This window comes from Salinispirillum sp. LH 10-3-1, assembly GCF_030643825.1.
Lineage (GTDB): Bacteria > Pseudomonadota > Gammaproteobacteria > Pseudomonadales > Natronospirillaceae > Salinispirillum.
Map to the genome: position 1 here is coordinate 2,244,340 of NZ_CP101717.1, position 22,667 is coordinate 2,267,006.

Annotated in this window: 21 protein-coding genes and 1 tRNA gene; 12 read left to right on the forward strand and 10 right to left on the reverse strand. The window is 53.9% G+C overall.

Going from position 1 to position 22,667, the window contains the following annotated elements:
• Positions 1 to 188: 188 nt before the first annotated feature.
• Positions 189 to 1,007: a hypothetical protein gene (locus NFC81_RS10065; protein ID WP_304994358.1), complete on the forward strand. Its 819-nt coding sequence runs from the start codon at positions 189 to 191 to the stop codon at positions 1,005 to 1,007.
• A 169-nt stretch (positions 1,008 to 1,176) separates the two neighbouring features.
• Here the strand turns inward: NFC81_RS10065 and NFC81_RS10070 are convergent, their stop codons facing one another.
• The gene (locus NFC81_RS10070) at positions 1,177 to 2,373 is read right to left on the reverse strand and encodes a benzoate/H(+) symporter BenE family transporter (RefSeq protein ID WP_304994359.1); all 1,197 of its coding nucleotides are present in this window, start codon (positions 2,371 to 2,373) and stop codon (positions 1,177 to 1,179) included.
• Positions 2,374 to 2,562: 189 nt separating this feature from the next.
• Here NFC81_RS10070 and metG point away from each other — a divergent pair, with 189 nt between their 5' ends.
• The 9 genes from metG to NFC81_RS10115 all read left to right on the forward strand — a co-directional run bounded on the left by metG (position 2,563) and on the right by NFC81_RS10115 (position 11,476).
• Positions 2,563 to 4,641 carry a methionine--tRNA ligase gene (gene metG / locus NFC81_RS10075; RefSeq protein WP_304994360.1) on the forward strand — a complete coding sequence of 693 codons (2,079 nt, stop codon included), beginning with the start codon at positions 2,563 to 2,565 and terminating at the stop codon, positions 4,639 to 4,641.
• A gap of 164 nt (positions 4,642 to 4,805) precedes the next feature.
• Positions 4,806 to 5,387 (forward strand): electron transport complex subunit RsxA, encoded by a 582-nt coding sequence (gene rsxA / locus NFC81_RS10080; RefSeq protein WP_304994361.1) that lies wholly within the window; start codon positions 4,806 to 4,808, stop codon positions 5,385 to 5,387.
• A gap of 16 nt (positions 5,388 to 5,403) precedes the next feature.
• Positions 5,404 to 5,991 carry an electron transport complex subunit RsxB gene (gene rsxB, locus NFC81_RS10085; protein WP_304994362.1) on the forward strand — a complete coding sequence of 196 codons (588 nt, stop codon included), beginning with the start codon at positions 5,404 to 5,406 and terminating at the stop codon, positions 5,989 to 5,991.
• Entirely contained in the window at positions 5,991 to 7,784 is a 1,794-nt protein-coding gene (gene rsxC, locus NFC81_RS10090; protein WP_304994363.1) for an electron transport complex subunit RsxC, read from the forward strand. The genes rsxB and rsxC overlap by 1 nt, the downstream gene beginning before the upstream one ends.
• Complete coding sequence (gene rsxD / locus NFC81_RS10095) at positions 7,785 to 8,828, forward strand: electron transport complex subunit RsxD (protein ID WP_304994364.1); 1,044 nt, start codon at positions 7,785 to 7,787, stop codon at positions 8,826 to 8,828.
• Between the two features lies 1 nt (position 8,829).
• The gene (rsxG, locus tag NFC81_RS10100) at positions 8,830 to 9,504 is read left to right on the forward strand and encodes an electron transport complex subunit RsxG (RefSeq protein ID WP_304994365.1); all 675 of its coding nucleotides are present in this window, start codon (positions 8,830 to 8,832) and stop codon (positions 9,502 to 9,504) included.
• Position 9,505: 1 nt separating this feature from the next.
• Positions 9,506 to 10,210: an electron transport complex subunit E gene (locus NFC81_RS10105; RefSeq protein WP_304994366.1), complete on the forward strand. Its 705-nt coding sequence runs from the start codon at positions 9,506 to 9,508 to the stop codon at positions 10,208 to 10,210.
• Positions 10,207 to 10,839, forward strand: a complete 633-nt coding sequence (gene nth, locus NFC81_RS10110) for an endonuclease III (RefSeq protein ID WP_304994367.1) — start codon at positions 10,207 to 10,209, stop codon at positions 10,837 to 10,839. The genes NFC81_RS10105 and nth overlap by 4 nt, the downstream gene beginning before the upstream one ends.
• Positions 10,814 to 11,476, forward strand: coding sequence for a hypothetical protein (locus NFC81_RS10115; protein WP_304994368.1), 663 nt, complete (start codon positions 10,814 to 10,816; stop codon positions 11,474 to 11,476). The genes nth and NFC81_RS10115 overlap by 26 nt, the downstream gene beginning before the upstream one ends.
• Before the next feature lie 72 nt (positions 11,477 to 11,548).
• Here NFC81_RS10115 and NFC81_RS10120 read toward each other — a convergent pair whose 3' ends face one another.
• Together NFC81_RS10120 and NFC81_RS10125 are read right to left on the reverse strand one after the other, a co-directional pair.
• Positions 11,549 to 12,514: a DUF4062 domain-containing protein gene (locus NFC81_RS10120; protein WP_304994369.1), complete on the reverse strand. Its 966-nt coding sequence runs from the start codon at positions 12,512 to 12,514 to the stop codon at positions 11,549 to 11,551.
• Between the two features lie 18 nt (positions 12,515 to 12,532).
• Positions 12,533 to 13,159 carry a CoA pyrophosphatase gene (locus NFC81_RS10125; protein WP_304994370.1) on the reverse strand — a complete coding sequence of 209 codons (627 nt, stop codon included), beginning with the start codon at positions 13,157 to 13,159 and terminating at the stop codon, positions 12,533 to 12,535.
• Positions 13,160 to 13,292: 133 nt separating this feature from the next.
• Between NFC81_RS10125 and NFC81_RS10130 the strand changes: the two genes are divergently transcribed.
• On the forward strand, positions 13,293 to 13,829 hold the full coding sequence (locus tag NFC81_RS10130; RefSeq protein WP_304994371.1) for an NUDIX hydrolase: 537 nt from the start codon (positions 13,293 to 13,295) through the stop codon (positions 13,827 to 13,829).
• A 2-nt stretch (positions 13,830 to 13,831) separates the two neighbouring features.
• On the opposite strand, the gene NFC81_RS10135 is transcribed toward NFC81_RS10130, so the two are convergent.
• Positions 13,832 to 14,167 (reverse strand): NGG1p interacting factor NIF3, encoded by a 336-nt coding sequence (locus NFC81_RS10135; protein ID WP_304994372.1) that lies wholly within the window; start codon positions 14,165 to 14,167, stop codon positions 13,832 to 13,834.
• 87 nt (positions 14,168 to 14,254) lie between these two features.
• On the opposite strand from NFC81_RS10135, the gene NFC81_RS10140 reads away from it, so the two are divergent.
• A tRNA-Ser gene (locus NFC81_RS10140) sits at positions 14,255 to 14,345 on the forward strand.
• Between the two features lie 162 nt (positions 14,346 to 14,507).
• Here the strand turns inward: NFC81_RS10140 and NFC81_RS10145 are convergent.
• Genes NFC81_RS10145 through mreC form a run of 6 tightly spaced genes read right to left on the reverse strand, consistent with a single transcriptional unit; the run spans position 14,508 to position 22,661 of the window.
• A complete protein-coding gene (locus NFC81_RS10145) occupies positions 14,508 to 15,362 on the reverse strand; it encodes a carbon-nitrogen hydrolase family protein (RefSeq protein ID WP_304994373.1) in 855 nt (284 codons plus the stop codon).
• Entirely contained in the window at positions 15,322 to 19,260 is a 3,939-nt protein-coding gene (locus NFC81_RS10150; RefSeq protein ID WP_304994374.1) for an AsmA-like C-terminal region-containing protein, read from the reverse strand. Before NFC81_RS10150 ends, NFC81_RS10145 begins: the two co-directional genes overlap by 41 nt.
• 18 nt (positions 19,261 to 19,278) lie before the next feature.
• The gene (gene rng, locus NFC81_RS10155) at positions 19,279 to 20,730 is read right to left on the reverse strand and encodes a ribonuclease G (protein ID WP_304994375.1); all 1,452 of its coding nucleotides are present in this window, start codon (positions 20,728 to 20,730) and stop codon (positions 19,279 to 19,281) included.
• A gap of 4 nt (positions 20,731 to 20,734) precedes the next feature.
• Entirely contained in the window at positions 20,735 to 21,331 is a 597-nt protein-coding gene (locus tag NFC81_RS10160) for a Maf family protein (protein WP_304994376.1), read from the reverse strand.
• On the reverse strand, positions 21,332 to 21,820 hold the full coding sequence (gene mreD, locus NFC81_RS10165; RefSeq protein WP_304994377.1) for a rod shape-determining protein MreD: 489 nt from the start codon (positions 21,818 to 21,820) through the stop codon (positions 21,332 to 21,334).
• Positions 21,807 to 22,661 carry a rod shape-determining protein MreC gene (gene mreC / locus NFC81_RS10170; protein ID WP_304994378.1) on the reverse strand — a complete coding sequence of 285 codons (855 nt, stop codon included), beginning with the start codon at positions 22,659 to 22,661 and terminating at the stop codon, positions 21,807 to 21,809. The genes mreD and mreC overlap by 14 nt, the downstream gene beginning before the upstream one ends.
• Positions 22,662 to 22,667: the final 6 nt, after the last annotated feature.

The window sequence follows — 22,667 nt, forward strand, 5'->3', positions numbered from 1 at the left end:
TCCAAATAACTGAGTGAAATAGTAGGATTTAGCGAATTATAGGGCAGGCAGAGTGTCCACGCCAAGCGCAGTGCGCCCAATAAGAGAATTATCACGCCTGCACCTAGAGCCTAAAAAACAAGAAAAGAACACCAGACAGGGGCCCGCTTGTCCTTATACTCACGTCACGATTCCTGCGAGTAAAGGTTATGACCAACAACGCCGTTTTATCGCCCCGACCCCTTATATTGCTAACGCTGAGCTCGATACTGTTGGTCGGCTGCGGTACGGTGCCCGTTGACCGCGTCCAACCTGAGCGTTTAACGGTGAATGTCGAATACGAACGCCAGCCCGACCAAGTCGAGGTAGATGTATGGATGCGTGCCGGGTTCTGGCAACGCCGCGTCCGCACGGAAGACAGCATCCTCGCTCTGCAAGCCAGCAACGGTGATATCGTGCACCTCCAAGCTACCAGTGAACGCGGACGCTACAGTGCCAGCGCCAACGCATCGAACGGGCCATACCACCTGCAATTGGCTGATTTCTCTCCACTGGCGTTGCCCATGGGCCCACCGATTATATTGCAAGACCCAAATGCCCATCGTGAAGAAACCTTTTCGCTCAACGATAGCCTGCTATTTACGTTCGACAACCCTACGGACAAAACCTTGCAATGGGAGTTAACGGCAAACTGCAGCAACGAAACATTCACCGTGCGACGCACGCTGAGCCCTGACGCCAGTACCCTTATGCTGCCTATGCAAACGGCCAAACAGCAACTTGATCGAGCGTCTCAGGCTCGCTTATTGGGGACTATTCCTATTTCCGTCACTCTTTACGAAGCCTACGACGTGGCTCACCAGCCGCCGTTCCGTATTCGCAAGGCACGAGGTCAGGACAGCATTGATGTGTTTCTCACCACACCGTCGTTCGGTGTCTCGGTATCAGGCAGTGTTGGATTACAGGTGTCGTCAAATGCGTTTGTTGGCCTAGGAGCATCTACCGCACCGACGAAACGGTGCTTGTAGGGACTTTTATGACAAAAGCATCCCTTCGGGCCTTTCGGGGTATGCCTCCGGCGCTCCACGGCAGGCCGGGAGTCGCGCCTTGAGGCATAACCCCTACGGCCCTAGCCCAAACCTCGTCGTCCGCCAAAGGAACTCTTGTTGCGCAGGGATCACGCTCCTATCTTCCGCCTTAAGGCCGCCGCACATACCAAGCCGCCAACCCGGCCACCAACCCCCAAAAAGCTGACCCTACTGAGAACAGCGTAACGCCCGACGCCGTCACGAGAAAAGTAATCAGGGCTGCTTCTCGCACCGGCTCATCATGCAACGCCACCGCCAAACTGTTACCAATGGTCGCCAACAACGCCAAGCCGGCAATCGCCAACACCAGCGCCTCTGGAAAGGCATAAAACAACGCCGCCATGGTGCTCGCCAGTAACCCGGTCAATAAATAGAAAAAGCCTGCGGACAGGGTAGCAACATAGCGTCGTTTCGCGTCGGGGTGCGCCTCGGAACTCATGCAGATCGCCGCGGTAATGGCCGCCAAGTTCAAGGCAAAGGCCCCAAAGGGCGCCAGCAGCAGGGTTGTGATGCCCGTCCAAGTAATGGTGGGCGATATCGGCGTTTGATAACCTGAAGCCCGAATGGTCGCAACACCCGGCATATTCTGTGATGCCATGGTGACGATGAACAGCGGCACCCCAATACTGATCATGGCTCCAAGGGACCACTCAGGCAGGGTAAACACCGGCTTGGCTAACTGCCACTCCACCGTAGCAAAGCTCAACAACCCCATTGCCCATGCCGCCAGCATGCCCACCACCAACACCAGCGGAATGGCGTAACGTGGTTGCCACCGTTTCGCCACCAGATAAACCACAAACAATAAAACCACCAGCACCCATTCGTTTTCCATCGCCTGAAACACACCCAAGCCAAACTGCAACAACACGCCTGCGAGCATGGCAGCGGCAATAGACTGCGGAATACGGTTCATTAACCGTTCGAACCAACCGGTAATGCCCACCAAGGTAATCAAACAGGCGCTGAACAAAAAAGCACCGATGGCTGCGGCGTAGCTGAAATCGGCCATACTGGTCACCAAGAGGGCGGCACCAGGTGTCGACCATGCCGTCAGTATTGGCGCACGAAACCGCAGCGTTAAGCCAATGGTGGTGATACCCATGCCAATGCCTAAGGCGAGAAACCATGAGGTTACCAGTTCCGGACCACCACCAGCGCTGGCAACGGCCTGAAAAATGATAATGGCTGAACTGGTGTACCCGACCAGAACCGCGACAAATCCCGCGATCAACGCCGACAAGGAAACATCATGCCACCTCAGCTGTTGGACTGAGCTAGCCGACAAACGATTAGACCGCGCCATGCGAATACTCCTTGCATCTGGTCGGGTTCATTATGAACCTGTCGCCTCGCGTTATACCATACAATTTCGACGAGACTCTATGACCAACAGCATCGGCGTCACCACGCTGCCTTTTCACGGTGGCATTCAAACCTCTCAGGCTTTAACATACGCGGTCTCTTAACGTATTCATGGTAGCCGTTGTAGATTATGACCGACCAGACGCCGCGCAACATTCTAGTCACCAGTGCCCTTCCCTATGCAAACGGCCCTATTCATTTGGGTCACATGCTGGAGCACATTCAGACCGATATCTGGGTACGTTTTCAACGTGCCCGTGGCCACCGCTGCATCGCGGTGTGCGCTGACGACACCCACGGTACGGCGGTCATGTTGCGCGCAGAAAAAGAAGGCATTACGCCAGAAGCCTTGATTGACCGCATCCGCACCGAGCATTGGCAGGACTTCCAAGACTTCCATATCAGCTACGATAATTATTACAGCACGCACTCGCCGGAAAACCGCGAACTGAGTGAGTTGATTTATACACGCTGCCGCGACAACGGCCACATCGCCGTGCGCACCATTCGGCAGATGTTTGATCCAGAAAAAGAAATGTTTTTGGCCGACCGCTTCATCAAGGGCACCTGCCCGAAATGCGGTGCCGAAGACCAATACGGCGACAACTGTGAAGTCTGTAGCGCCACTTATACACCCAGTGAGCTGGTCAACCCGCGTTCTGCGCTGTCCGGTGCCACGCCAGTTGAAAAAGAGTCGCTGCATTACTTCTTCAAGTTGCCGGACTTCACCGACATGTTGAAAGAGTGGACGCGCAGCGGTGCATTGCAGCCTGCCGTCGCCAACAAGCTTTCAGAGTGGCTCGACAGCGGCTTGCAAGAATGGGACATCAGCCGCGACGCCCCTTACTTCGGCTTTGAAATCCCCGACGCTCCGGGCAAGTATTTCTATGTATGGCTGGATGCACCCATCGGCTACATGTCCAGTTTCAAGAACCTGTGCGCGCAGCGTACGGACCTCGAATTCGACGAATTCTGGAAGAAGGACAGCAGCGCCGAGCTGTACCACTTCATCGGCAAAGACATCATTAACTTCCACGCCCTGTTTTGGCCTGCAATGCTCGACACTGCGGGCTTCCGCAAGCCCACCGGCGTGTATGCGCACGGCTATGTAACGGTCAACGGCGACAAGATGTCCAAGTCACGCGGCACCTTCATCATGGCACGCACGTATTTAGACCACCTCAACCCTGAGTACCTGCGCTACTACTACAGCGCCAAACTGGGCAGCACGGTTGAAGACATTGACCTGAATTTGGAAGACTTCGTAGCACGGGTCAATTCCGACTTGGTCGGCAAGGTCGTTAACATTGCCAGTCGGTGCGCCGGTTTTGTGCACAAGTTTGCCGATGGCCAGTTAGCAAGCACGTTGCATGACCCCGCGCAATACGAGGCTTTCGTTGCCGCCGGTGCGGAAATAGCCGATAACTTCGAACAGCGCGAATACAGCAAAGCCATTCGTCAGGTGATGGCTTTGGCCGACCGCGCCAATGAATATATTCAGGAAAATGCTCCATGGGTGCTGGCCAAGCAAGACGGCAAGCAAGAAGAGGTCATTGCGGTGTGTACGCAAGCATTGAACCTGTTCCGTGTGCTGATGACCTACCTAAACCCGGTACTGCCGGAGATGGCCGGTAAAGCAGCGACCTTCTTGAAGGTGGAAGATTTTGCTTGGCACAGAGCCAGCCAACCATTGTTGAACCATAAACTCAATGCCTTTACTCCGCTGATGACCCGTATCGAAAAAGCTCAAGTGGATGCCATGGTGGAAGTCAGCAAAGAAGGCGACACCACGGTGCCGACAGCAAACACTAAAGCGACCAAAGCAGCACCGGAGCAGAGCGCGGTTAAATCGGCAAAGAAGGCGCCTGCTGCACCCGAGCCTACCACTATCCAGTTCGACGACTTCGCTAAAGTTGACCTGCGCGTCGCCAAGGTTGTCAACGCTGACCATGTGGAAGGCGCCGACAAACTGCTTAAACTTATTCTCGACGTTGGCGAAGCGAGCACACGCCAAGTATTTTCTGGCATCAAGTCGCACTACCAGCCGGAAGACCTAGTGGGCAAGAACGTGGTGTTGGTGTACAACCTCGCACCTCGCAAAATGCGCTTTGGCATGAGTGAAGGCATGGTGTTGGCGGCAGGCGAAGGCAAAGACCTTTGGGTCCTGGAACCGAGCGATGCCATTCCTCCTGGCACTCGCATCAGCTAACGAGGAAAATCGGCTGGCATCATGGTGCCAGTCGATCTATTACCTAGGGAAGCTCTGAAGTATTCCCATATAGATTTTTGTAATAACAAACGAACCTTTACCAACTTGCCCGGAATATGAAGTTTCCGCATAATAGCGCACCGGCTGATGAATCCATATAACACATGACCGACTATCTGCTATTGCTCCTGAGCACAGTGCTCGTCAACAACTTCGTATTGGTACAGTTTCTTGGACTGTGTCCATTTATGGGCGTGTCCAATAAGCTCGAAACAGCCATGGGGATGTCGTTTGCGACGACCTTCGTATTGACCTTAGCGTCGTTATTCAGCTACCTGGTATACAACTTCATTCTGGTGCCCTTGGATGTTACCTTCCTGCGCACCATCAGTTTCATTTTGGTCATCGCCGCCGTTGTGCAATTCACCGAAATGGTGGTGCGCAAAACCAGTCCACTGCTGTATCGCGTGCTGGGAATCTTCTTGCCACTGATCACCACCAACTGTGCGGTACTCGGTGTGGCGTTGCTGAACATCCAGCAAGAAAACAACTTTATTGAATCCCTCCTGTATGGATTTGGTGCTGCGGCAGGCTTCTCTTTGGTCTTGATTTTGTTCGCCGCCATGCGCGAACGCCTGAACGTTGCTGATGTACCCAAGCCTTTCAAGGGGGCAGCCATTGGCATGATCACCGCCGGCTTCATGTCGTTAGCTTTCATGGGCTTCACCGGCTTGGTGACGTTGTGAGGAGGAAAGGGCACGCATGATTATTTTGTGGTCAATCCTTGCCTTGCTGGTCTTAGCAGCCACCTTTGGTGCCCTACTGGGATACGCCGCGGTGCGCTTTAAGCCCGAAGGCAACCCCATTGTCGAGCAAATAGACGCTATTCTGCCGCAAACGCAGTGCGGTCAATGCGGCTATCCAGGCTGTCGCCCTTATGCCGAAGCCATCTCCAACGGCGATATGATCAACAAGTGCCCGCCGGGTGGCGAAAGCACCATTCTTGCTTTGGCCGATCTTCTAGACGTTGAAGCACCGCCCTTGGATGCCGAACATGGTGAGGAAAAGCCACGGCAGGTAGCAGTTATTCGCGAAGAAGAGTGCATTGGCTGCACCAAATGCATTCAGGCTTGTCCAGTGGATGCCATTCTAGGCGCTGCTAAACAGATGCACACGGTCATCGCGGCCGAATGTACCGGCTGCGATCTCTGCCTGGACCCCTGCCCGGTCGATTGCATCGACATGATTCCGCTACCTACCACTATACAGAATTGGCATTGGCAGGTGCCGCAGCCAGCCTATCAAGTGATCGCTACCGATCAACGTGCCCACCGCAGCGAGGCCGCCTGATGTGGGGTTTTACGAGAGCGGGAAAGCCGCGCAAAAATGGCGAAGGGCAGACCTACTGGACGCTGCCCGGCAGTGTGCACCCACCAGAAAATAAAACTCAAAGTTTAGTCAATGCTATTCAGGCCATGCCGTTAGTGCGTGAATACGTGGTGCCGCTCAATCAGCATATTGGTGCTTTTGCCCTGCCTTGCGTTGACGTTGGTCAACATGTTTTAAAGGGCGAATTGATTGCCGAAGCCGCCGGCTTTATAAGCGCACCGGCGCACGCACCGACGAGTGGCGAGGTTATTGCTATTGAAGAGCGCCAAGTGCCCCATGCCTCCGGCTTAACCACCAGCTGCATCATCATTCGCGCCGATGGTAAAGACCAGTGGCGACCACGCGAGCCTTGGGATGACCTGCAGTCGCACCGCGTTGCAGATATTCTGGCGCGCGTGCAACGCTCGGGTGTCACCGGCCTTGGCGGTGCCAGCTTCCCAACGGCAGTAAAACTGAGCAGCGACCGAGACCATATCGATACGCTGATCGTCAATGGCACGGAATGCGAGCCGTACATTACTGCCGACCACAGCCTGATGCGTGAACGCGCAGCCGCCGTCTATGCTGGCATCAACGTGGTAGACCACCTGTATCATTTTAATCGTATTCTGGTCGCCATCGAGGACAACAAGCCCGACGCGATTGTCGCTATGCGCCAAGCGATACCCGATCACTTAAAAGAACGCGTAGAAGTGCGTACCTTCCCGACACGTTATCCCTCGGGTGGTGAGAAACAGTTAATTTATATTCTGACTGGCCGTGAAGTGCCGTCCGGTGGATTACCACTGGACATAGGCATGCTGTGCCACAATGTCGGAACCTTGGCCGCTTTAAGTGACGCCGTGTTCCACGATGAGCCCCTGTTGCGCCGCATTACCACGGTCACCGGAGAAGCCGTTGCACGCCCCGGCAACTACGATACACTGATCGGCACCCCAATGCGCGAGCTTTGCCGTGTGGCTGGCGTCAACACCGATAAGGCAGACCGCGTGATCATGGGTGGCCCAATGATGGGCTTTGCGCTGCCCCACACCGACTTACCCGTGGTGAAAGCCACCAACTGCCTGCTCATTCCTACCGGCACAGAACTTCCATTACCCGGCGTCGCGCAGCCCTGTATTCGTTGTGGCCTCTGTGAGCAAGCCTGTCCCGCCAGCCTGCTGCCACAGCAGCTCATGTGGTTTGCGCAAGCCAAAGAACTGGACAAAGCCGAAGACCATCGTTTGTTTGACTGCATTGAGTGCGGTGCCTGTGCCTATGTTTGCCCCAGCAATATTCCGTTAGTGCAGTATTATCGAGCCGCCAAAGGCCAAATTCGCCAAGAGCAAGCAGAACACAAGCAAGCAGAACGCGCCCGTGTGCGTTTTGAAGCCCGCCAAGCGCGACTGGACCGTGAAGCTGCGGAAAAAGAGGCCAAGCGGCAAGAACGCGCCGCGGCCGCAGCGCGAGCAAATGCTGCCAAGCTGGCGGCGGCGGCATCGGACAGCACCGATGTTTCCGATGCTGTAGAACGCGCCAAGAGCAAACATCCAGACAAGCCCACTGCCGCGACTCCACCAGCACTGACAACCGAGCAGTTGACGGCGAAATTAAGTAACCTGACCGGACGAGTCGCAAAAGCGGAAAGTAAACTGGCCGAAGCGCGCGCTGACGCCCCCGAACAGGTAAAAGCGCTGGAAACCACCGTCAACAAACTGCAAGAGCAGATCAAAAAAGTGCAAGCTGATCTCGCTCGCGCTGAGGAGCAAAATTAGATGGCTTTGTTGACCATTACGTCACCCCACACGGTCAGTAATACGTCTGTACAGAAAATCATGCTCACCGTGTGGGCGGCAACCCTGCCGGGTTTTCTTGCCTTGGTGGTGTTTTTTGGTTGGGGCTATCTGATCAATGCCATCCTGGCGGTGACCACCGCGTTGGTGGCTGAAGCCGTCATCGTTCGGTTACGCCGCCGCCCGGTTTGGACGTGCCTGAGTGATGGCAGTGCTATGCTAACGGCTTGGCTACTGGCTCTTGCCTTGCCACCCTTCGCGCCTTGGTGGGTCACGGTCGTCGGTGTGTTAGCGGCCATTGTATTCGCCAAACACCTCTACGGTGGGCTGGGTCACAACCCCTTTAACCCAGCCATGGTAGGCTACGCCCTGCTGCTGATTTCCTTTCCCCTGGAAATGACCACACGCTGGGCCACACCAGACGCCCTATTGCTTGATGGACATTCGTTTTACATTGCTTGGACTGCCGTATTTGGCGACCTAAACCCGCTGCAAATCGACGCCTTTACGATGGCGACGCCTCTGGACACCTACAAGTACGACATTGCCGCCCTAACGCAAGCCGAAGTACTGCAACAGGGTATTTTTGCCAAGGGCTATCGCGCTTACGGCTGGGAATGGGTTAGCTTACTCTACCTGATTGGTGGTGTGGTGTTGATTTTCCGCAAAGTCATTACCTGGCACACGCCTGTCGCCCTGCTGTTAACTCTGAGTGTTATGGCGTTGCTGTTTAGTTGGGATGGCGATACTCGGGTTCCGTTGTCGTTGCACTTACTTGGTGGGGCCACCATGCTGGGTGCGTTCTTTATCGCGACCGATCCCGTCTCATCAGCCACCAGTAATCGTGGCAAGTTGGTTTACGGGGCCGGCATTGGCCTGTTGATCTACGTCATCCGTACTTGGGGCAACTACCCTGATGCCGTTGCTTTCGCCGTATTGCTGATGAATTTCGCCGCGCCCTTGATCGACTACTACACGCGACCACGCGCCTATGGCGAAAACACCAACCAACGCGAGGGGCTGTAATATGTTGAAGCAATCCATCGCACGCAACAGTATTGGGCTCAGCCTATTTGCCATCTTTACTGCCGGCTTGATTGCCGTCAGTTTTGCCGCCACACGTGATCGTATTGCCGCTAATTCAGAAGCCTATGCTGCACGTATTCTCTACGAGTTAGTACCTAATGACCTGTTCGACCAGCCATTGGAGCAGCAACGTGTGACGTTGTACAACGATGCACGCTGGGAAAGCCTAGAGCGCCTTAGCTTACGCGCGCCTCGACCAGCCTATCAGGCGATTCTTAACGGTGAAGTAACGGCGGTTGTGCTGCCGTTGACGGCGCCGGGTGGGTATACCGGCGACATTCATTTATTGGTTGCTCTCAACCGCGAAGGCCGTCTGCTGGGTGTACGGGTAACCGAACATCGCGAAACACCCGGCCTGGGTGATGCCATTGAAGCCGACAAGAGCAATTGGATTCGACAGTTTGATGGACGCTCGCTGTTCAGTCCCCTGCCAGGTCAATGGGCTGTGCAGAAAGACGGTGGTGAATTCGACCAACTGACCGGAGCCACCATTACACCTCGCGCGATTGTGCGCGCAGTTCGTGGCAGCCTGGAGTTTTTTGGTGAAAACCAAGCACTCCTACTTGATCCATCACAATCGATCGTTTCACAACGACCTCAGGCAGGAGCAAATTGATATGAGTGAACCGGTTCGCGCCATCGTTCACAACGGGCTCTGGAAGAACAACCCAGCACTCGTGCAATTACTCGGGCTCTGTCCTCTGCTGGCGGTGACTGGCACCGTGGTCAACGCGTTAGGCCTGGGCATTGCGACCATCGTGGTACTGGCAGGATCTAATCTCGCGGTTTCGCTGATTCGCAATTTCGTTTCAGACGCCGTACGCCTGCCTGCTTTTGTGATGATCATCGCAGCCTTGGTAACCTGCGCCGAAATGTTGATGCAAGCTTTTACCTATGAGCTGTACCAGATATTGGGCATCTTTATTCCACTGATCGTCACCAACTGCGTCATTCTCGGCCGGGCCGACGGTTTCGCACGCAAGAATGTCTGGCCAATCGCGTTGCTGGATGGCTTGATCATGGGCATTGGCTTTACGCTGGTGTTGGTGTTGCTCGGTGCTATTCGTGAGTTGGTAGGCCTCGGCACACTGTTTTCCAATATGCACTTGTTGTTTGGCGAGGCTGCACGGGCTTGGGTATGGGAACCCAAGGCCGACTACCCTAAATTTCTGTTTGCCGTATTGCCACCAGGGGCTTTTGTCGTTACCGGCTTATTGATTGCTGGCAAAAACGCCATCGACGGCTACCTTGAGATGCGCAAGAAGCGCGAACCTATCGTCAAGGGCAGCAAGCGCGTTCGGGTGACCGGAAAGATTTCATGAACAAAGACAAACGGCAGCAAATTTTCAGCCGTTGGCAAGCCGCCAACCCTGAACCCAAAACCGAGTTGGAATATAGCTCAACCTTCGAGTTGTTGATTGCCGTGCTACTCTCCGCTCAGGCGACCGATGTGAGTGTGAACAAAGCGACACGTAAGCTGTACCCTGTAGCCAACACACCAGAGACTCTTTTAGCCTTGGGTGTAGATGGTGTGAAGGAGTACATTAAGACCATCGGTTTGTTCAACAGTAAGGCTGAGAACGTTATTAAGACGTGTCGTATTCTGGTTGAGCAATACGATGGCGAAGTGCCTGCCGACCGCGCAGCATTAGAGGCGTTACCAGGTGTGGGGCGGAAAACCGCCAACGTTGTACTGAACACCGCCTTCCGAAAGCCCGTCATGGCCGTGGACACGCACATTTTTCGCGTGGCCAACCGCACGGGTATTGCGCCTGGCAAGAACGTGCGAGAAGTTGAAGATCGCCTGATGCGCCTAATACCCAAAGAGTTTTCACTGGATGCACACCATTGGCTGATTCTGCACGGGCGCTATACTTGCTTGGCACGTAAGCCACGTTGTGGGAGCTGCCTGATTGAAGACCTCTGTGAATACAAACAAAAAACTACCTGATTGGCGCTGCGCCGTCTTTATTGCGCCACCACCTCGACTGGCCTTCATTGACCAGTTGCCACCCGGTTGGCCTCAGCACTGTCGTTGGCTGGCCAGTACACCGGACAACACAGAGGAATGGCTTACGGCACTCGAAGACAGTGCCGTGCACTATGACGCGGCCATCTGCATCTTTGTAAAACAAAGCCTGCCACTCTGGTCACGCGAACTGCATCAACACACCCTAGCGTGGCAAAAAAACTGGCGACACCAGCCGTGGCCCGCACGCTGTTTACGCGTCGACTCGTTGGCACAAGCCGGTTGGCTAGCACACCACCTGGCACGCCCGGACTTGTTGCAAACCATGTCGCTTGACTCGCGTATTTCCGCATTAGCCCTCCGCGTGGTGACACGCGGCAGGATTAACGTAGGAGTTCTAGGGTGTCGTGTGGACGATGAACAATTGGGCCACTTTTGGCGACCTAACTATTCGTGGGCAATAAAGACATTACAAGGTTTGTCAGAACAAGAAGATGCGCGCACGCTGATCACGACCAGCTCACGCGGTATAATGACCGTCCAACAGCACGATCAAACGATAGTACCGCCAAAAAGCAAGATTACACATTATTGCCTTGGCCACCGGATGTTGGTGTAGAACGGGCATTAACCGTCAGGCACAGGCAGTAGGTTAAGTGTTCACGTTTATCGCCGGATACGGCTCGGCCTTTTACGGCGAAGGCTTCAAAGCCAACCAATGATGTTCCCCGAGCGGACTCAGTGACCAAACTCCTTGGTGCTGCTGAATCCAGTCAAGGGCGCGAAAATGCCGTTTGATTTGATCGAACGCAACTCCGTCCAAACGGAAGTCAACAAAGCTGTGTGCTTTCGGGTGCTCGACTTTTAGCAAGGGAGCCTCACGTACCAGTAAGCGCTCTTCCAACTGGCTTTTCCAATCAGCTTCGCGTTGTGGACTGGTCAATAATGGGGCGCAGACCGCGAAGATATCGTTCCATGACGACCGCAATGTTCTATTGATCTGAGCAACATTGCCATCGCGAAAGACCTTAACCCGATAGTTCAGAGCCTGCACGGGCATTGGCTTATGAGTCGAGGCCTCTGCTCTCCTCTGCTCACCGAGCAGTAGGCGCATTTTTTCCACTTGCGCCGTGAGCTCTTGAACGCGCTGTGAGTCGTCACCCGGCAGGTCTTCGGATCGATACAATCCGGTCAGTACGTCCTGCGTCAACAGGTCATCAACAAAGGTTTCAACCGCTGAACGTACCGCGTCACCAGGGCCAACTGCACGCACCAACGCGCTGATTCCCATTTCATGTAATAATCCCTCACGGCGCCGTTTCTCCATCGCATCAGCTTGGGGATCAGCCTCGGCGGCCACCAGCACTAAACATGGCTTCCGCACAGCTTGCGCGTGTGCATACGCACGATGCAGAAAACCAACGCCTGTGGGCGAAATGGAACCGTAATTTGACCCCACAATAAACACGCACAAATCGGCATCTTCAATAGCCAATTGCTGCAACTTCCAGAGATAGCCTTCCGTCAAAGGAGGAAAGCTAAACCCCGTTGCAATCGTCTGCATGCCAGCCAAGGTTTCAGCTATATCGCGGCGGATCTTGTCTTCACCGGGAAACTGGTTGGAGAGCACACAGGCAAGGTAATGACTCTGATTCACTACACACCCTTTTGCGGATTATTCTGTATCGTCCATAGGGTTCTTACCCCATTCTTCATGAAACGACGGCCATTTCTGCTGCCAGACGACATTAATAAAGTTGACCAGGATCATCCCAGTCATACCCCATATTTTCCAATCATTGTAGTAGAAAAATGGCACCTGCCATTGCCGCCCGTTGCGTTCAAATAACTGGTATTCAGGCGGGATCTGTACCAGATCGAGCATCGGCACCCAGAAAATTTCGGCCACTTCATCTTCGCAGGCTATGAGCTGCGGTTTATGATCCAGCCAGGCTACGTGTGGCTCCACGAGGATGCCGGAGCGCGCATAGAGCGCATCAAGCCGAGCCAAACGCAAAGGCACCTCTGTTAATCCCACTTCTTCTTGCGTTTCACGCAACGCCGTGGCGTAAAGGTCAATATCTTCATCTTCTACGTTACCACCAGGAAAGGAGACCTCTCCTGGATGGCTGTGCAAATCCAAGGCACGTTGCGTAAACAGTAATTCAGGGCCGTGTTCACCCGGCGCAAGTAACAACATTACGCCCGCCACACGGTCGACGGCCGGTAACGTCTTGCCCTTGTAATTGCTCACCAGCATCTGCCAATCCAGTGGCATCTGTGGGGTATCCTGCCTATTCATCTGCTCGTTTCATTGCGTAAATTTAATCTCTGTTCATGATTATACACAGGTATTGAGATCTGACTTCGCCATACCCTTGTATTGACTGTAGTTATACAGAAGGTAAAGTGACAACTATTTCGTGAGTTTCGCTATGAAGTTTTGCAGCAATTGTGCCAACCCCCTTGTGTACAGTGTCCCGCCTGGAGATCAACTCGCGCGGCACCATTGTGCGGCCTGCGGCATGGTTCATTACCAAAACCCGCGTATCATTACCTGCACTGTTCCGGTGTGGAAAAATCGCATTCTGCTGTGTAAGCGTGCCATAGAACCCCGCTTGGGCTACTGGACTCTGCCGGGCGGCTTTATGGAAAACGGTGAAACCATGGCGCAAGGCGCATTGCGCGAAACCTGGGAGGAAGCCTGTTTTCGTCCGACCTTACGCCAACTCTTGGCAATAGTCGACCTACCGCAATACGACCAGGTACACATGTTCTATTTGGCCGACATGGAGAATGACCAGTTCGCCATCACCCCTGAAAGCTCCGCTATTGAATTGTTTGCTGCCGAGGAAATTCCCTGGCAGTCCTTGTCGTTTCGCACCGTAGAGGCCGCCTTAAAGCACTACGTACAGCACCAGCACCTTCAAGGGCCATTGCCGCTGCTAGAAACTACAATACCACCGCATTAGTGTTACTTTTCGAAGTCGCTAGATGGCACCAAGGCAATGATTTCGTAGGCGGGCTCTTCGTAGGGATGTGCCTGTCGTAGTGCTTTTAATGCGTCATGCATTTGCCCCTCAGCAACCAATAGTTCAACACGGTACTCTGACACGTACTCAACCTCACCCACCTGCCCTACATGCGGGTGAGCTCCTGCCAGTGGGCGAAATTGCCCCTGCCCCTTGACCTGCCATGCGCAGCAATCGTAATCGCCGAGCTGTCCGGCACCCGCTGCGAACAGCGCCAACTTAGTTTTTTCAAGGTGACTTTCTGGCACAAAATAGATCAGCTTATAAAATTTGGTCATACATTAATCAATCCGCTAAAAAACCAACATTATCAACAATTTATCGTTGACATTCAGGCATAGAAAAGTAGACTGTCGCACACGTTCGGAGGGATGGCTGAGCGGTTGAAAGCACCGGTCTTGAAAACCGGCGTAGGTTAATAGCCTACCTAGGGTTCGAATCCCTATCCCTCCGCCATTATTTGATAAAAAAGGGCTTGCAGTGATGCAGGCCCTTTTTTTATGCCCATAGGACTTAGGAGCACACCCCCGCCGTGCGAACGATTCGGCCAGAGGGCTGGCCTCCTACGACATCCATCCCTCGATATAACGCAGCGCTTTCCGCCCTACGGCGCACATGCTAAACCAACCGGTGATGCTCGTATGTTGGTAATTGGGCGCGTATATGCTCCAACCGCCGCTTAAACACATCACGCACCATCACCGCAGGCACTGACGCCAACGACTCTACGCACTCACCCCACGGGTCCACCAAATGGCTGTGGCCCCACGTTTGGCGTCGTGCATCGTGCCAACCGCATTGATTTACCCCCAGCATATAAACACCCTGCTCAACAGCGCGCGCCCGCAACAATAATTGCCAGTGCGCCTGTCCAGTGCGATGCGTGAAGGCCGACGGCACCACAATCACATCAGAGCCGGACTGTCGCAGTTGATGGAACAACTCTGGGAAGCGCAGGTCGTAACAAACGCTCATGCCAATGGTGAAATCACCGAGTGTCCAAGTCACCACCTCAGTACCTGGCACGTAGTGGTCCGATTCAGCATAACGCCCTTGCGCATCCCCGACTGAGGCGTCGAACAGATGAATCTTATCGTACTGGGCGATGACGTGACCACCAGGCGAGAATACCTTGCTGCGCGCAAAGAACTTCCCCGTTTCGGGGTCTAGTGTAGGGACGGTACCCGCTACCAACCATACTTGATGCTTATTCGCCTGCTCTGCAGCCCAGTGGGATACCGGGCCATCACCGCCCTGTTCTTGTGCCGCAATATCGGCCGTCTTTCCGGTGCCAAGGGTAGCGAAGTTTTCCGGCAATACGACCAAGGAAGCCCCCGCTTTAGCGGCTTGAGCGATTCCCGCAGCCGCCGCGTCAAGATTACCGGTGAAATCGAGTTGGCTGGTCATTTGTACGCCAGCCACCCGCAGTTGGCTATTGCTGCTGGGATCTGAGTTCTGGTCCAAAGAGTTCACGCACTCGCTCCTCTATCGTGGCATCATTGCCGCGAATGTTACTGTCAAAAAGCCGAGTAGCAACCACTCTTGGATCGCGAATACTACCCGTTATCTCGGTTCGTACACTGAACAGGCGCTCCAGCTCGCGCTCAAAGGCGCGCTCACCGAATATGACCAACAGGGCCACCGGTGGCGCCACACCAGCACCTAACGCCACCAGTCCGGCAGCATTGGTCACACGGGCTATAATCACGCCCTCAGCGTCCAAGGCATCATCGGGCACAGAGTAGCTGCCATTAAAAAACATCTTAGCCCCGCTGCCGTCCAGAACCAAACGATTACCCACGGAAATCAGTCCTTGATTCAGAACAAGATCACCAGTGACCTGATCATAGGAGAAACCGGCGTTCAATACATCCCGAAAGTCCAATGACAAACGACGAAAGATGCGCGTCACATTCATTAGGCCAATCAACTTAATAGAGTCAAACTCCTCCATTTCGTAGATAGCCCCGTTACGCATATTGAAATTCACGCTGCCAACCAAGGCTTGCCCTGCGAAGTAAAGTGGACTGCCCGGCCAACTGACGTCAGCCGAACCACGGAAACTCTGGCTATCAATAATGGGCGTATAATCCGATGCCTGCAGGAAGCGCGCGATATTGCCCGCCCGCACATTTAACGTAAGGTGTGTCGATTGGCGATTATTTTCAGCGAATCGCCAGTCCATTTCACCATCGACCTCAACATGACGCACAATGCCTGCCAGATTACGGACGGAAACCCGGCTAGCGTCATTTTCCAGATCAAAGCTCCAATACCCAAAATCGACATCATTGACGAGCAAACGACGCAACTCAACTTGCATGGGCGGCAAGTCACTGGGCTCATAGCCAGAAAAAGGATCATTTTCCGGATCATAAGCGTATGCAGGTGGCGGCACATCGTCCGCCGGATGCTCTTGCTCCGTTTCATCTGCCTGCTCGGTACGCAGGTTCAAATAATCAAGGATCAACACCATGGGATCACCAGGCTCTCCTGATACACCAATAATACCGCGTACCTCGTCAGCACGGATCTGCGCAGTTAAGCCGTCCGTGTTCTGATTCATTGCCACATCCATTTGATTGAAGGTTTGCCCTAGCAGCAATGTTCGCTCCGCTCGCACCGTTGCCTCGGCGATAATACCCGACTCACCGGCAGCCATCGGCGTGCCAGCACGACGAAATACTTCACGAATGCGTTGGATCTCCTGCCACCACGCATCCGCATCCAGCTCATCGATCACCAAGTCCGCCAACAGGCGCTGTTGCTCCATAGCTCTGGGCGGGCGCCCGATACCAATCGCCCCCTGAGTTAAATTCCAGCGAGCATCAGCCCGCACCTCACCCTGCACATGCTGACCATAGGCAAAGCTGACGCCTTGGGCTTCACCCGTTTCTATTACCAACTGCAACGGTCGCGCTTCTTCGGCAGACTTACCTATGGGCCGAGGGGACGGAATTTCTAACCCCACCAAATCGGACAGGATATTGAAGGTCGGCCAGCCATCCACAATTCGCATACTGCCCTGATAGGCGACCTTGCCGTTGAGTGTGGCCAATAAGGGATTGTCGAGCCAGTCGCCAAGGGCGTTGACAGGCACACTACCGTCGGCAGAGAAATCAAACACCCAGTTGCCCGCGGGGTCGGTCAACGTCTGCAAGCCTACCTGTAAAGGCTCGCCAAAGAACTGACCACGGATATTTGAACTGTGCAGCCCGTGTACTGAGTTGATGCTCAATGGTCCATTCAAAGCAGAAAAAGCCAGCTCCTGATCGGGCAGGACCAAGGTACCATCCTTGATGTCTAACTGTACGTCGGCGTAGATAGGTTCATCCGAAAAGGGTACGGCCAACGATAAATGCCCCATTGTCTCGCCCTCCACGAACCACCCAAGAAGTGCGGGGCTCAGCAGCTCACGCAGCGGCGTATCCGTGACAACACGCCAGCCGTCATTGGCTTGTCCTGCTAGCGGCGTTTCGACATACAGGACGGCGCCTTTATCGGTAAAAGGCAAGCGAACCCGGCCGTCGGACAAATCAATATTTGCGAAAGATGCCGAGTCTACATGGACTTCAAAACCACGATGATCCATCCAAAAGCGCCCGGAAGCCGATGCAACATCCGGCCATTCTGGATGAAAACGCACATTGGCGCGCTCGACGTCTGCGGTGATCAATCCGGTAACGGTGCGTACATCTGGCGCTAACACATTGGGTAAGGCGACAGCCCAATGACGACTGTCGAGGAAGTGTACGTTGTCTCTGATCCAGCGCTGGACCCCGGTATTCAGAGCTAACGGCAACGCTGAGCTCAAACTGTCAGCATCCAAACGTTCACCAGCCAATGACAGTGCCAATACCGGCTCTGCCAGTTGGCTATTCGCTGTTAAGCCTAGTGATGCTGCCAAGCGGCCCCGCAATTGGCCGACGCCCTGCCAAACCAATGACATATCGTTGGTGGCAAGACTTAGGTCACCGTGGTCACTGACCCGCCAACCCACCGTTGCATTCTGAGCGTGCAGAAAGAAGTCTTCCGGCATGACCCGCGGCAATTGCACTTGCAACGGACTACTCGACACGACAAGCTCGCCTTGCATCAAGCCTGCTTGAAACCGCCCTTCAACATTTTGGAACCCAGGGAAATTTCCGTCCGCGTCAAAGCGCCCTGCCGCCAGTTCGCCACTCACCTCAATGTCACGAAGTACCAAACCGTCGTCGTTCGTGGGTATGTGCACAAAAAAATTGGTCAATTCACCATCAAGATTATGTCGATTGAATAAATCAAACGACATCCAAGGCTGAACGATCTCGCCAATTGTCTGCAAGTTCAAGCGACTTGCGGTAAACCGATAACTGTCCGCGTTGCGCACCAATTGATGCGTAGAGGGAGACCACAGTGCTTCGTTGTATAAAAAGCTGAGATTATCGATATCCCACGTCTCGTCATCGTGCTCCGAGCCTGGCTGCCAACGCACCACCGCTTGCAATTGCTGCAGCTCCTGCTGGCGCGGTAAAGACTCGGGCCAAAATTGTACGGCACCCGAATTAAGTGAGGCCTGTACACTCTGTACACGTTGGTCACGCCAATCGAGCCACCATTCTCCCGCCACCGCCACCTGCGCAACACCAAATTGGCTTGCCAGGTCCGACAATCCCAATAAAGTTAAACTGTCTGACACATCCAAGCGTTCGTGTTCAAAATACAGTCGCAAGTCTGGGGCTGTACGCGTATTCCGAGCCTCAAGCTGAATGCCCGCAAGAGTACTTTGCCCGTTGGGGTCTATGATCAGATCTCCACGCACGGCATGCTGATCAGAAGAAGAGATGATAAAAACATCAGCCAACAGGATATCCAGTGTTTGCTGGCCATCCGAGAGGTGTAGCTCGATGTTTCGAAATTGTAGGCTGTCCTGCGCCAGCAACTGGTCGTAAATCTGCAGCAAGCTGCGTCGCACACGGGAATCACTTTCAAAGGCCAGAAACGCGGGCACTTGCCAGCGTCCGTCGATACGCTCAACATCCAGACTTGCCCCGGTAGCCACGAGGCGGAAAAAGATAAGGTCTTGCTTCACCAGAGAGGCAATCAGTGCGGGCTCTAGCACCAGATTATCAAGATCAAAATGATCACCGATGGAGACTTCTCGCACAGTAAACACGGGCCCGAACCCGCGCCATTCACCCTGAATACTGCCGATCGAAACCGGCTGTTGCAGCCACTCAGACAGGTAGCTCTCTACGACAGGCACAGTCCGACTGACCATCGGAGCCAATTGACGCCCAATGATTACGTAGACCACCAGGAGCAAAGCGACCATTGCCAGAGAACGCCACACTGCTCGGCCAAAATAGAACAAGCGCGTTGGTTCAACCACCGCTAAACACCACCATCACTACATGAGTACCACATCAAACTGGTCCGGCTGATACATCGGCTCAACTTGGAACTTGATCGGCTTGCCGATGAATATTTCAAGGTCGGCCACCGAAGCGGACTCCTCATCCAGCAGCCGGTCTACCACCGACTGTGCAGCGAGCACCAAGTAACTCCGATTATCATAGGCTCGCTCTTCACGTAAAATTTCACGGAAGATTTCGTAACAAGTGGTCTGCGCCGTCTTCATCCGCCCTCGACCACCACAAGCAGGACAGGCTTCTGTCATCACCTGCTCCAAACTCTCCCGAGTTCGCTTGCGGGTCATTTCGACCAAACCCAACTCCGACACCCCGGTGACTTTGGTCTTCGCGTGATCACGCTCCAGCATTTTCTCCAACATGCGCAGCACCTGACGTCGGTGCTCAAGGTCTTCCATATCAATGAAGTCGATGATGATGATGCCGCCCAGATTGCGCAATCTGAGCTGCCTAACGATGGCGCTCACCGACTCCAAGTTTGTTTTAAATATAGTCTCTTCGAGGTTCCGGTGCCCGACAAAACCTCCCGTATTGACGTCGATGGTTGCCATCGCCTCTGTCTGATCAATGATCAAATAGCCGCCACTCTTCAACTCGACTTTGCGCGACAGCGCACGTTCCAGCTCGTCTTCAACACCAAACAGGTCAAATATGGGGCGCTCGCCAGGGTAGTATTCGAACACTGCTTCGACTTCGGGATTGTACTTGCGCACGAATTCGATGGTTTTCTGGTAGCTTTCACGCGAATCAATACGGATTTTTTCGACATCCGGGCGCACCATATCGCGTGCCACTCGAAGAAACAGCGGCAGATCTTCATAAATAATGCTGGGCGCCTGCTGCTTCTTGATTTTTTCCTGCAAAGCTCCCCATAGGCGCTTCAAATAGGCCATATCGGCTGCCAGCTCGGCTTCACCGATGCCGTCTGCTGCGGTTCGCAGAATGAAGCCACCACCCACGATCTCGTTAGCATCGCGCAGGTTCTGTACTAGGGTACGCAGCCGCTCACGCTCGCTTTCGCTGTCTATTTTCTGGCTAATACCAAGGTGTTCGGTTTCAGGCATATAAACCAGGTAGCGCGCCGGAACAGACAACTGCGCCGTCAGGCGAGCTCCCTTGGTACCTATAGGGTCTTTGATGACTTGCACCAAAATACTTTGCCCTTCTTGAACCAATTGGGTGATGTTTCTTGCCGTATCGTTTTCTTGGTCAATATCAGAGGCATGAATGAATGCGGCCCGATCGAGGCCTATATCAATGAATGCGGCTTGCATACCCGGCAGTACACGCACTGCTTTTCCGAGATAGATATTTCCCACGATACCACGCGACTGCGTGCGCTCCAGAAAAAGCTCTTGTGCCGCGCCGTTTTCGACCAAGGCTACTCTCGTCTCCATGGGCGTAATGTTGACCAAAATCTCTGCATTCATGAATTCATTCTTCCTGCCATAATCTAAAGCCTGCCGTCACAAGCATGTCGGCCACCACATCAACAGGCAGCCCCATAACGGCATGGTAGCTGCCGGATATACTGCGAACAAACCGTGCGCCTCGCCCCTGAATGCCATATGCGCCTGCCTTATCGCTCGGCTCTCCACTGTGCCAATACTGGATCATTTCCGCATCCGACATGGTAGTAAACTCAACGTCTGTAACACTGCAACGCACATCTGCACCACCGACACCATGCAAGCTCACGGCGGTAATCACCTCATGCACTCGGCCCGATAAAAGCCGAAGCATGCGCAAAGCATCATGCTCGTCTACCGGTTTTCCAAGAATCTCACCATCGACAACCACCGACGTATCCGAGCCCAGCACCCATGTTTCAGCTTCTGATTCGGCACCTGCCACCAGTCTCTGCCACACTTTTTCGGCCTTTTCGGCCGCCATACGCCGCACATAGTCCAACGCAGCCTCATGGGGGCGAGGCGTTTCATCAATGTCTGCAGGCTGGACGACGAAGGGGACACCCAGCAAAGCCAATAGTTCGTGTCGCCGCGGGGACGATGAGGCCAAAATTAATTTCATCTATTTTACTCGGAAGCGAATGCGCAAACTACGCAGCATCAGGTAAATCAAAGGCCACAGCAATGCGCTGGTAAACGCAGGAATTAAATAAAGAGGGGCCTCGCCCGGCATGCCGAACAGATTGCGCAAAGTGAACTTAAAAAATAAGAAGAGCAGCATCATAACCAAGACAGTCCCCGCTTGCTGGACCGGTGGATACACTCGAATGCGCTGATACAACACCATTACCATAAAGGCCAAGAGTGAAAAACACAGCGCATGCATGCCCAGCGGTGCGCCTTCATGCGCGTCAGCAAATAAACCCACGACAAAGGCAAAGAAGATACCCAACCGATAGGGTAATGCCAGCACCCAATAAATCACTACCAAAGCAACCCACTCGGGTGCCGCGTAAGCTAGGGGCCCCGGCAGCGGGATGGTGCGCAACAGGAAAGCCACCACCAAGGTAGCAATGACGACCCATTGCCCTTGTGCCTTAGGGGTTTCCACTCACTGACTCCCCATTAGCACGCTGCGTATTGACCAGCAATACATGGCGCGTTCTATCGAGCTGCGCCAAAGGGCGTGCCGATATACTGGCAAAGGCGGTACCCGGATCGCGGCGAACCTCGGTGACTACAGCCACCGGATAACCTACAGGAAAACGTTGTCCCAGACCGCTGGTGATCAACAGATCCCCTTCGACAATGTCAGCCGTTTCCGGCACAAACATCAGCTCCATGCGCCCAAGATCACCGGTACCAACGACCGTAGTGCGCACGCCATTCCGATTAACTTGCACAGGCACCGCATGGTTTACGTCGCCAATCAGCAGCACTCGAGAGGTTAATTGGTCGGCCTGAATAATTTGGCCCACAAGCCCGTTAGCATCAATCACCGGTTGACCTATGTAGGCACCTGAACTCAGCCCACGATTCAAGATCACTTGGTGACTAAAGGGATCAGGATCAACACCAATCAACTCTGCGGAAATAAAGCGATCTTCTAGCTGCTCGGAGGCGTTTAACAGCAAACGCAGACGATCGTTCTCTGTCTCCAGCAAAATCATGCGCTGGGCACGACGCTCTAAAACAAACAATTGAGCACGCAGGCGCGCATTTTCTTCCAGCAACGTGGATCGTGCGATGAGATTGCGGGATGACCATTCGCCGATCGACGACGGTAAGTTTACGACCCAACGAACGGGCGTGAAGCCGACAGAAAATACCTGTCTGACATAGTTCATCTGCGTGAATTGCCAGTCAGCTAAGAGCAGTAATAAGGCCAGAATTGCAGCAAAAATAAGGCGCGTACCGTAGTAGCGCCTCGTATGAAACAGTGAACTGCTCATGTGTTC

Coding starts and splice junctions, on each gene's coding strand:
- NFC81_RS10065 (WP_304994358.1), top strand. CDS start 189: ATGACCAACAACGCCGTTTTATCGCCCCGACCCCTTATATTGCTAACG.
- NFC81_RS10070 (WP_304994359.1), bottom strand. CDS start 2,373: ATGGCGCGGTCTAATCGTTTGTCGGCTAGCTCAGTCCAACAGCTGAGG.
- metG (WP_304994360.1), top strand. CDS start 2,563: ATGACCGACCAGACGCCGCGCAACATTCTAGTCACCAGTGCCCTTCCC.
- rsxA (WP_304994361.1), top strand. CDS start 4,806: ATGACCGACTATCTGCTATTGCTCCTGAGCACAGTGCTCGTCAACAAC.
- rsxB (WP_304994362.1), top strand. CDS start 5,404: ATGATTATTTTGTGGTCAATCCTTGCCTTGCTGGTCTTAGCAGCCACC.
- rsxC (WP_304994363.1), top strand. CDS start 5,991: ATGTGGGGTTTTACGAGAGCGGGAAAGCCGCGCAAAAATGGCGAAGGG.
- rsxD (WP_304994364.1), top strand. CDS start 7,785: ATGGCTTTGTTGACCATTACGTCACCCCACACGGTCAGTAATACGTCT.
- rsxG (WP_304994365.1), top strand. CDS start 8,830: ATGTTGAAGCAATCCATCGCACGCAACAGTATTGGGCTCAGCCTATTT.
- NFC81_RS10105 (WP_304994366.1), top strand. CDS start 9,506: ATGAGTGAACCGGTTCGCGCCATCGTTCACAACGGGCTCTGGAAGAAC.
- nth (WP_304994367.1), top strand. CDS start 10,207: ATGAACAAAGACAAACGGCAGCAAATTTTCAGCCGTTGGCAAGCCGCC.
- NFC81_RS10125 (WP_304994370.1), bottom strand. CDS start 13,159: ATGAATAGGCAGGATACCCCACAGATGCCACTGGATTGGCAGATGCTG.
- NFC81_RS10130 (WP_304994371.1), top strand. CDS start 13,293: ATGAAGTTTTGCAGCAATTGTGCCAACCCCCTTGTGTACAGTGTCCCG.
- NFC81_RS10135 (WP_304994372.1), bottom strand. CDS start 14,167: ATGACCAAATTTTATAAGCTGATCTATTTTGTGCCAGAAAGTCACCTT.
- rng (WP_304994375.1), bottom strand. CDS start 20,730: ATGAATGCAGAGATTTTGGTCAACATTACGCCCATGGAGACGAGAGTA.
- NFC81_RS10160 (WP_304994376.1), bottom strand. CDS start 21,331: ATGAAATTAATTTTGGCCTCATCGTCCCCGCGGCGACACGAACTATTG.
- mreC (WP_304994378.1), bottom strand. CDS start 22,661: ATGAGCAGTTCACTGTTTCATACGAGGCGCTACTACGGTACGCGCCTT.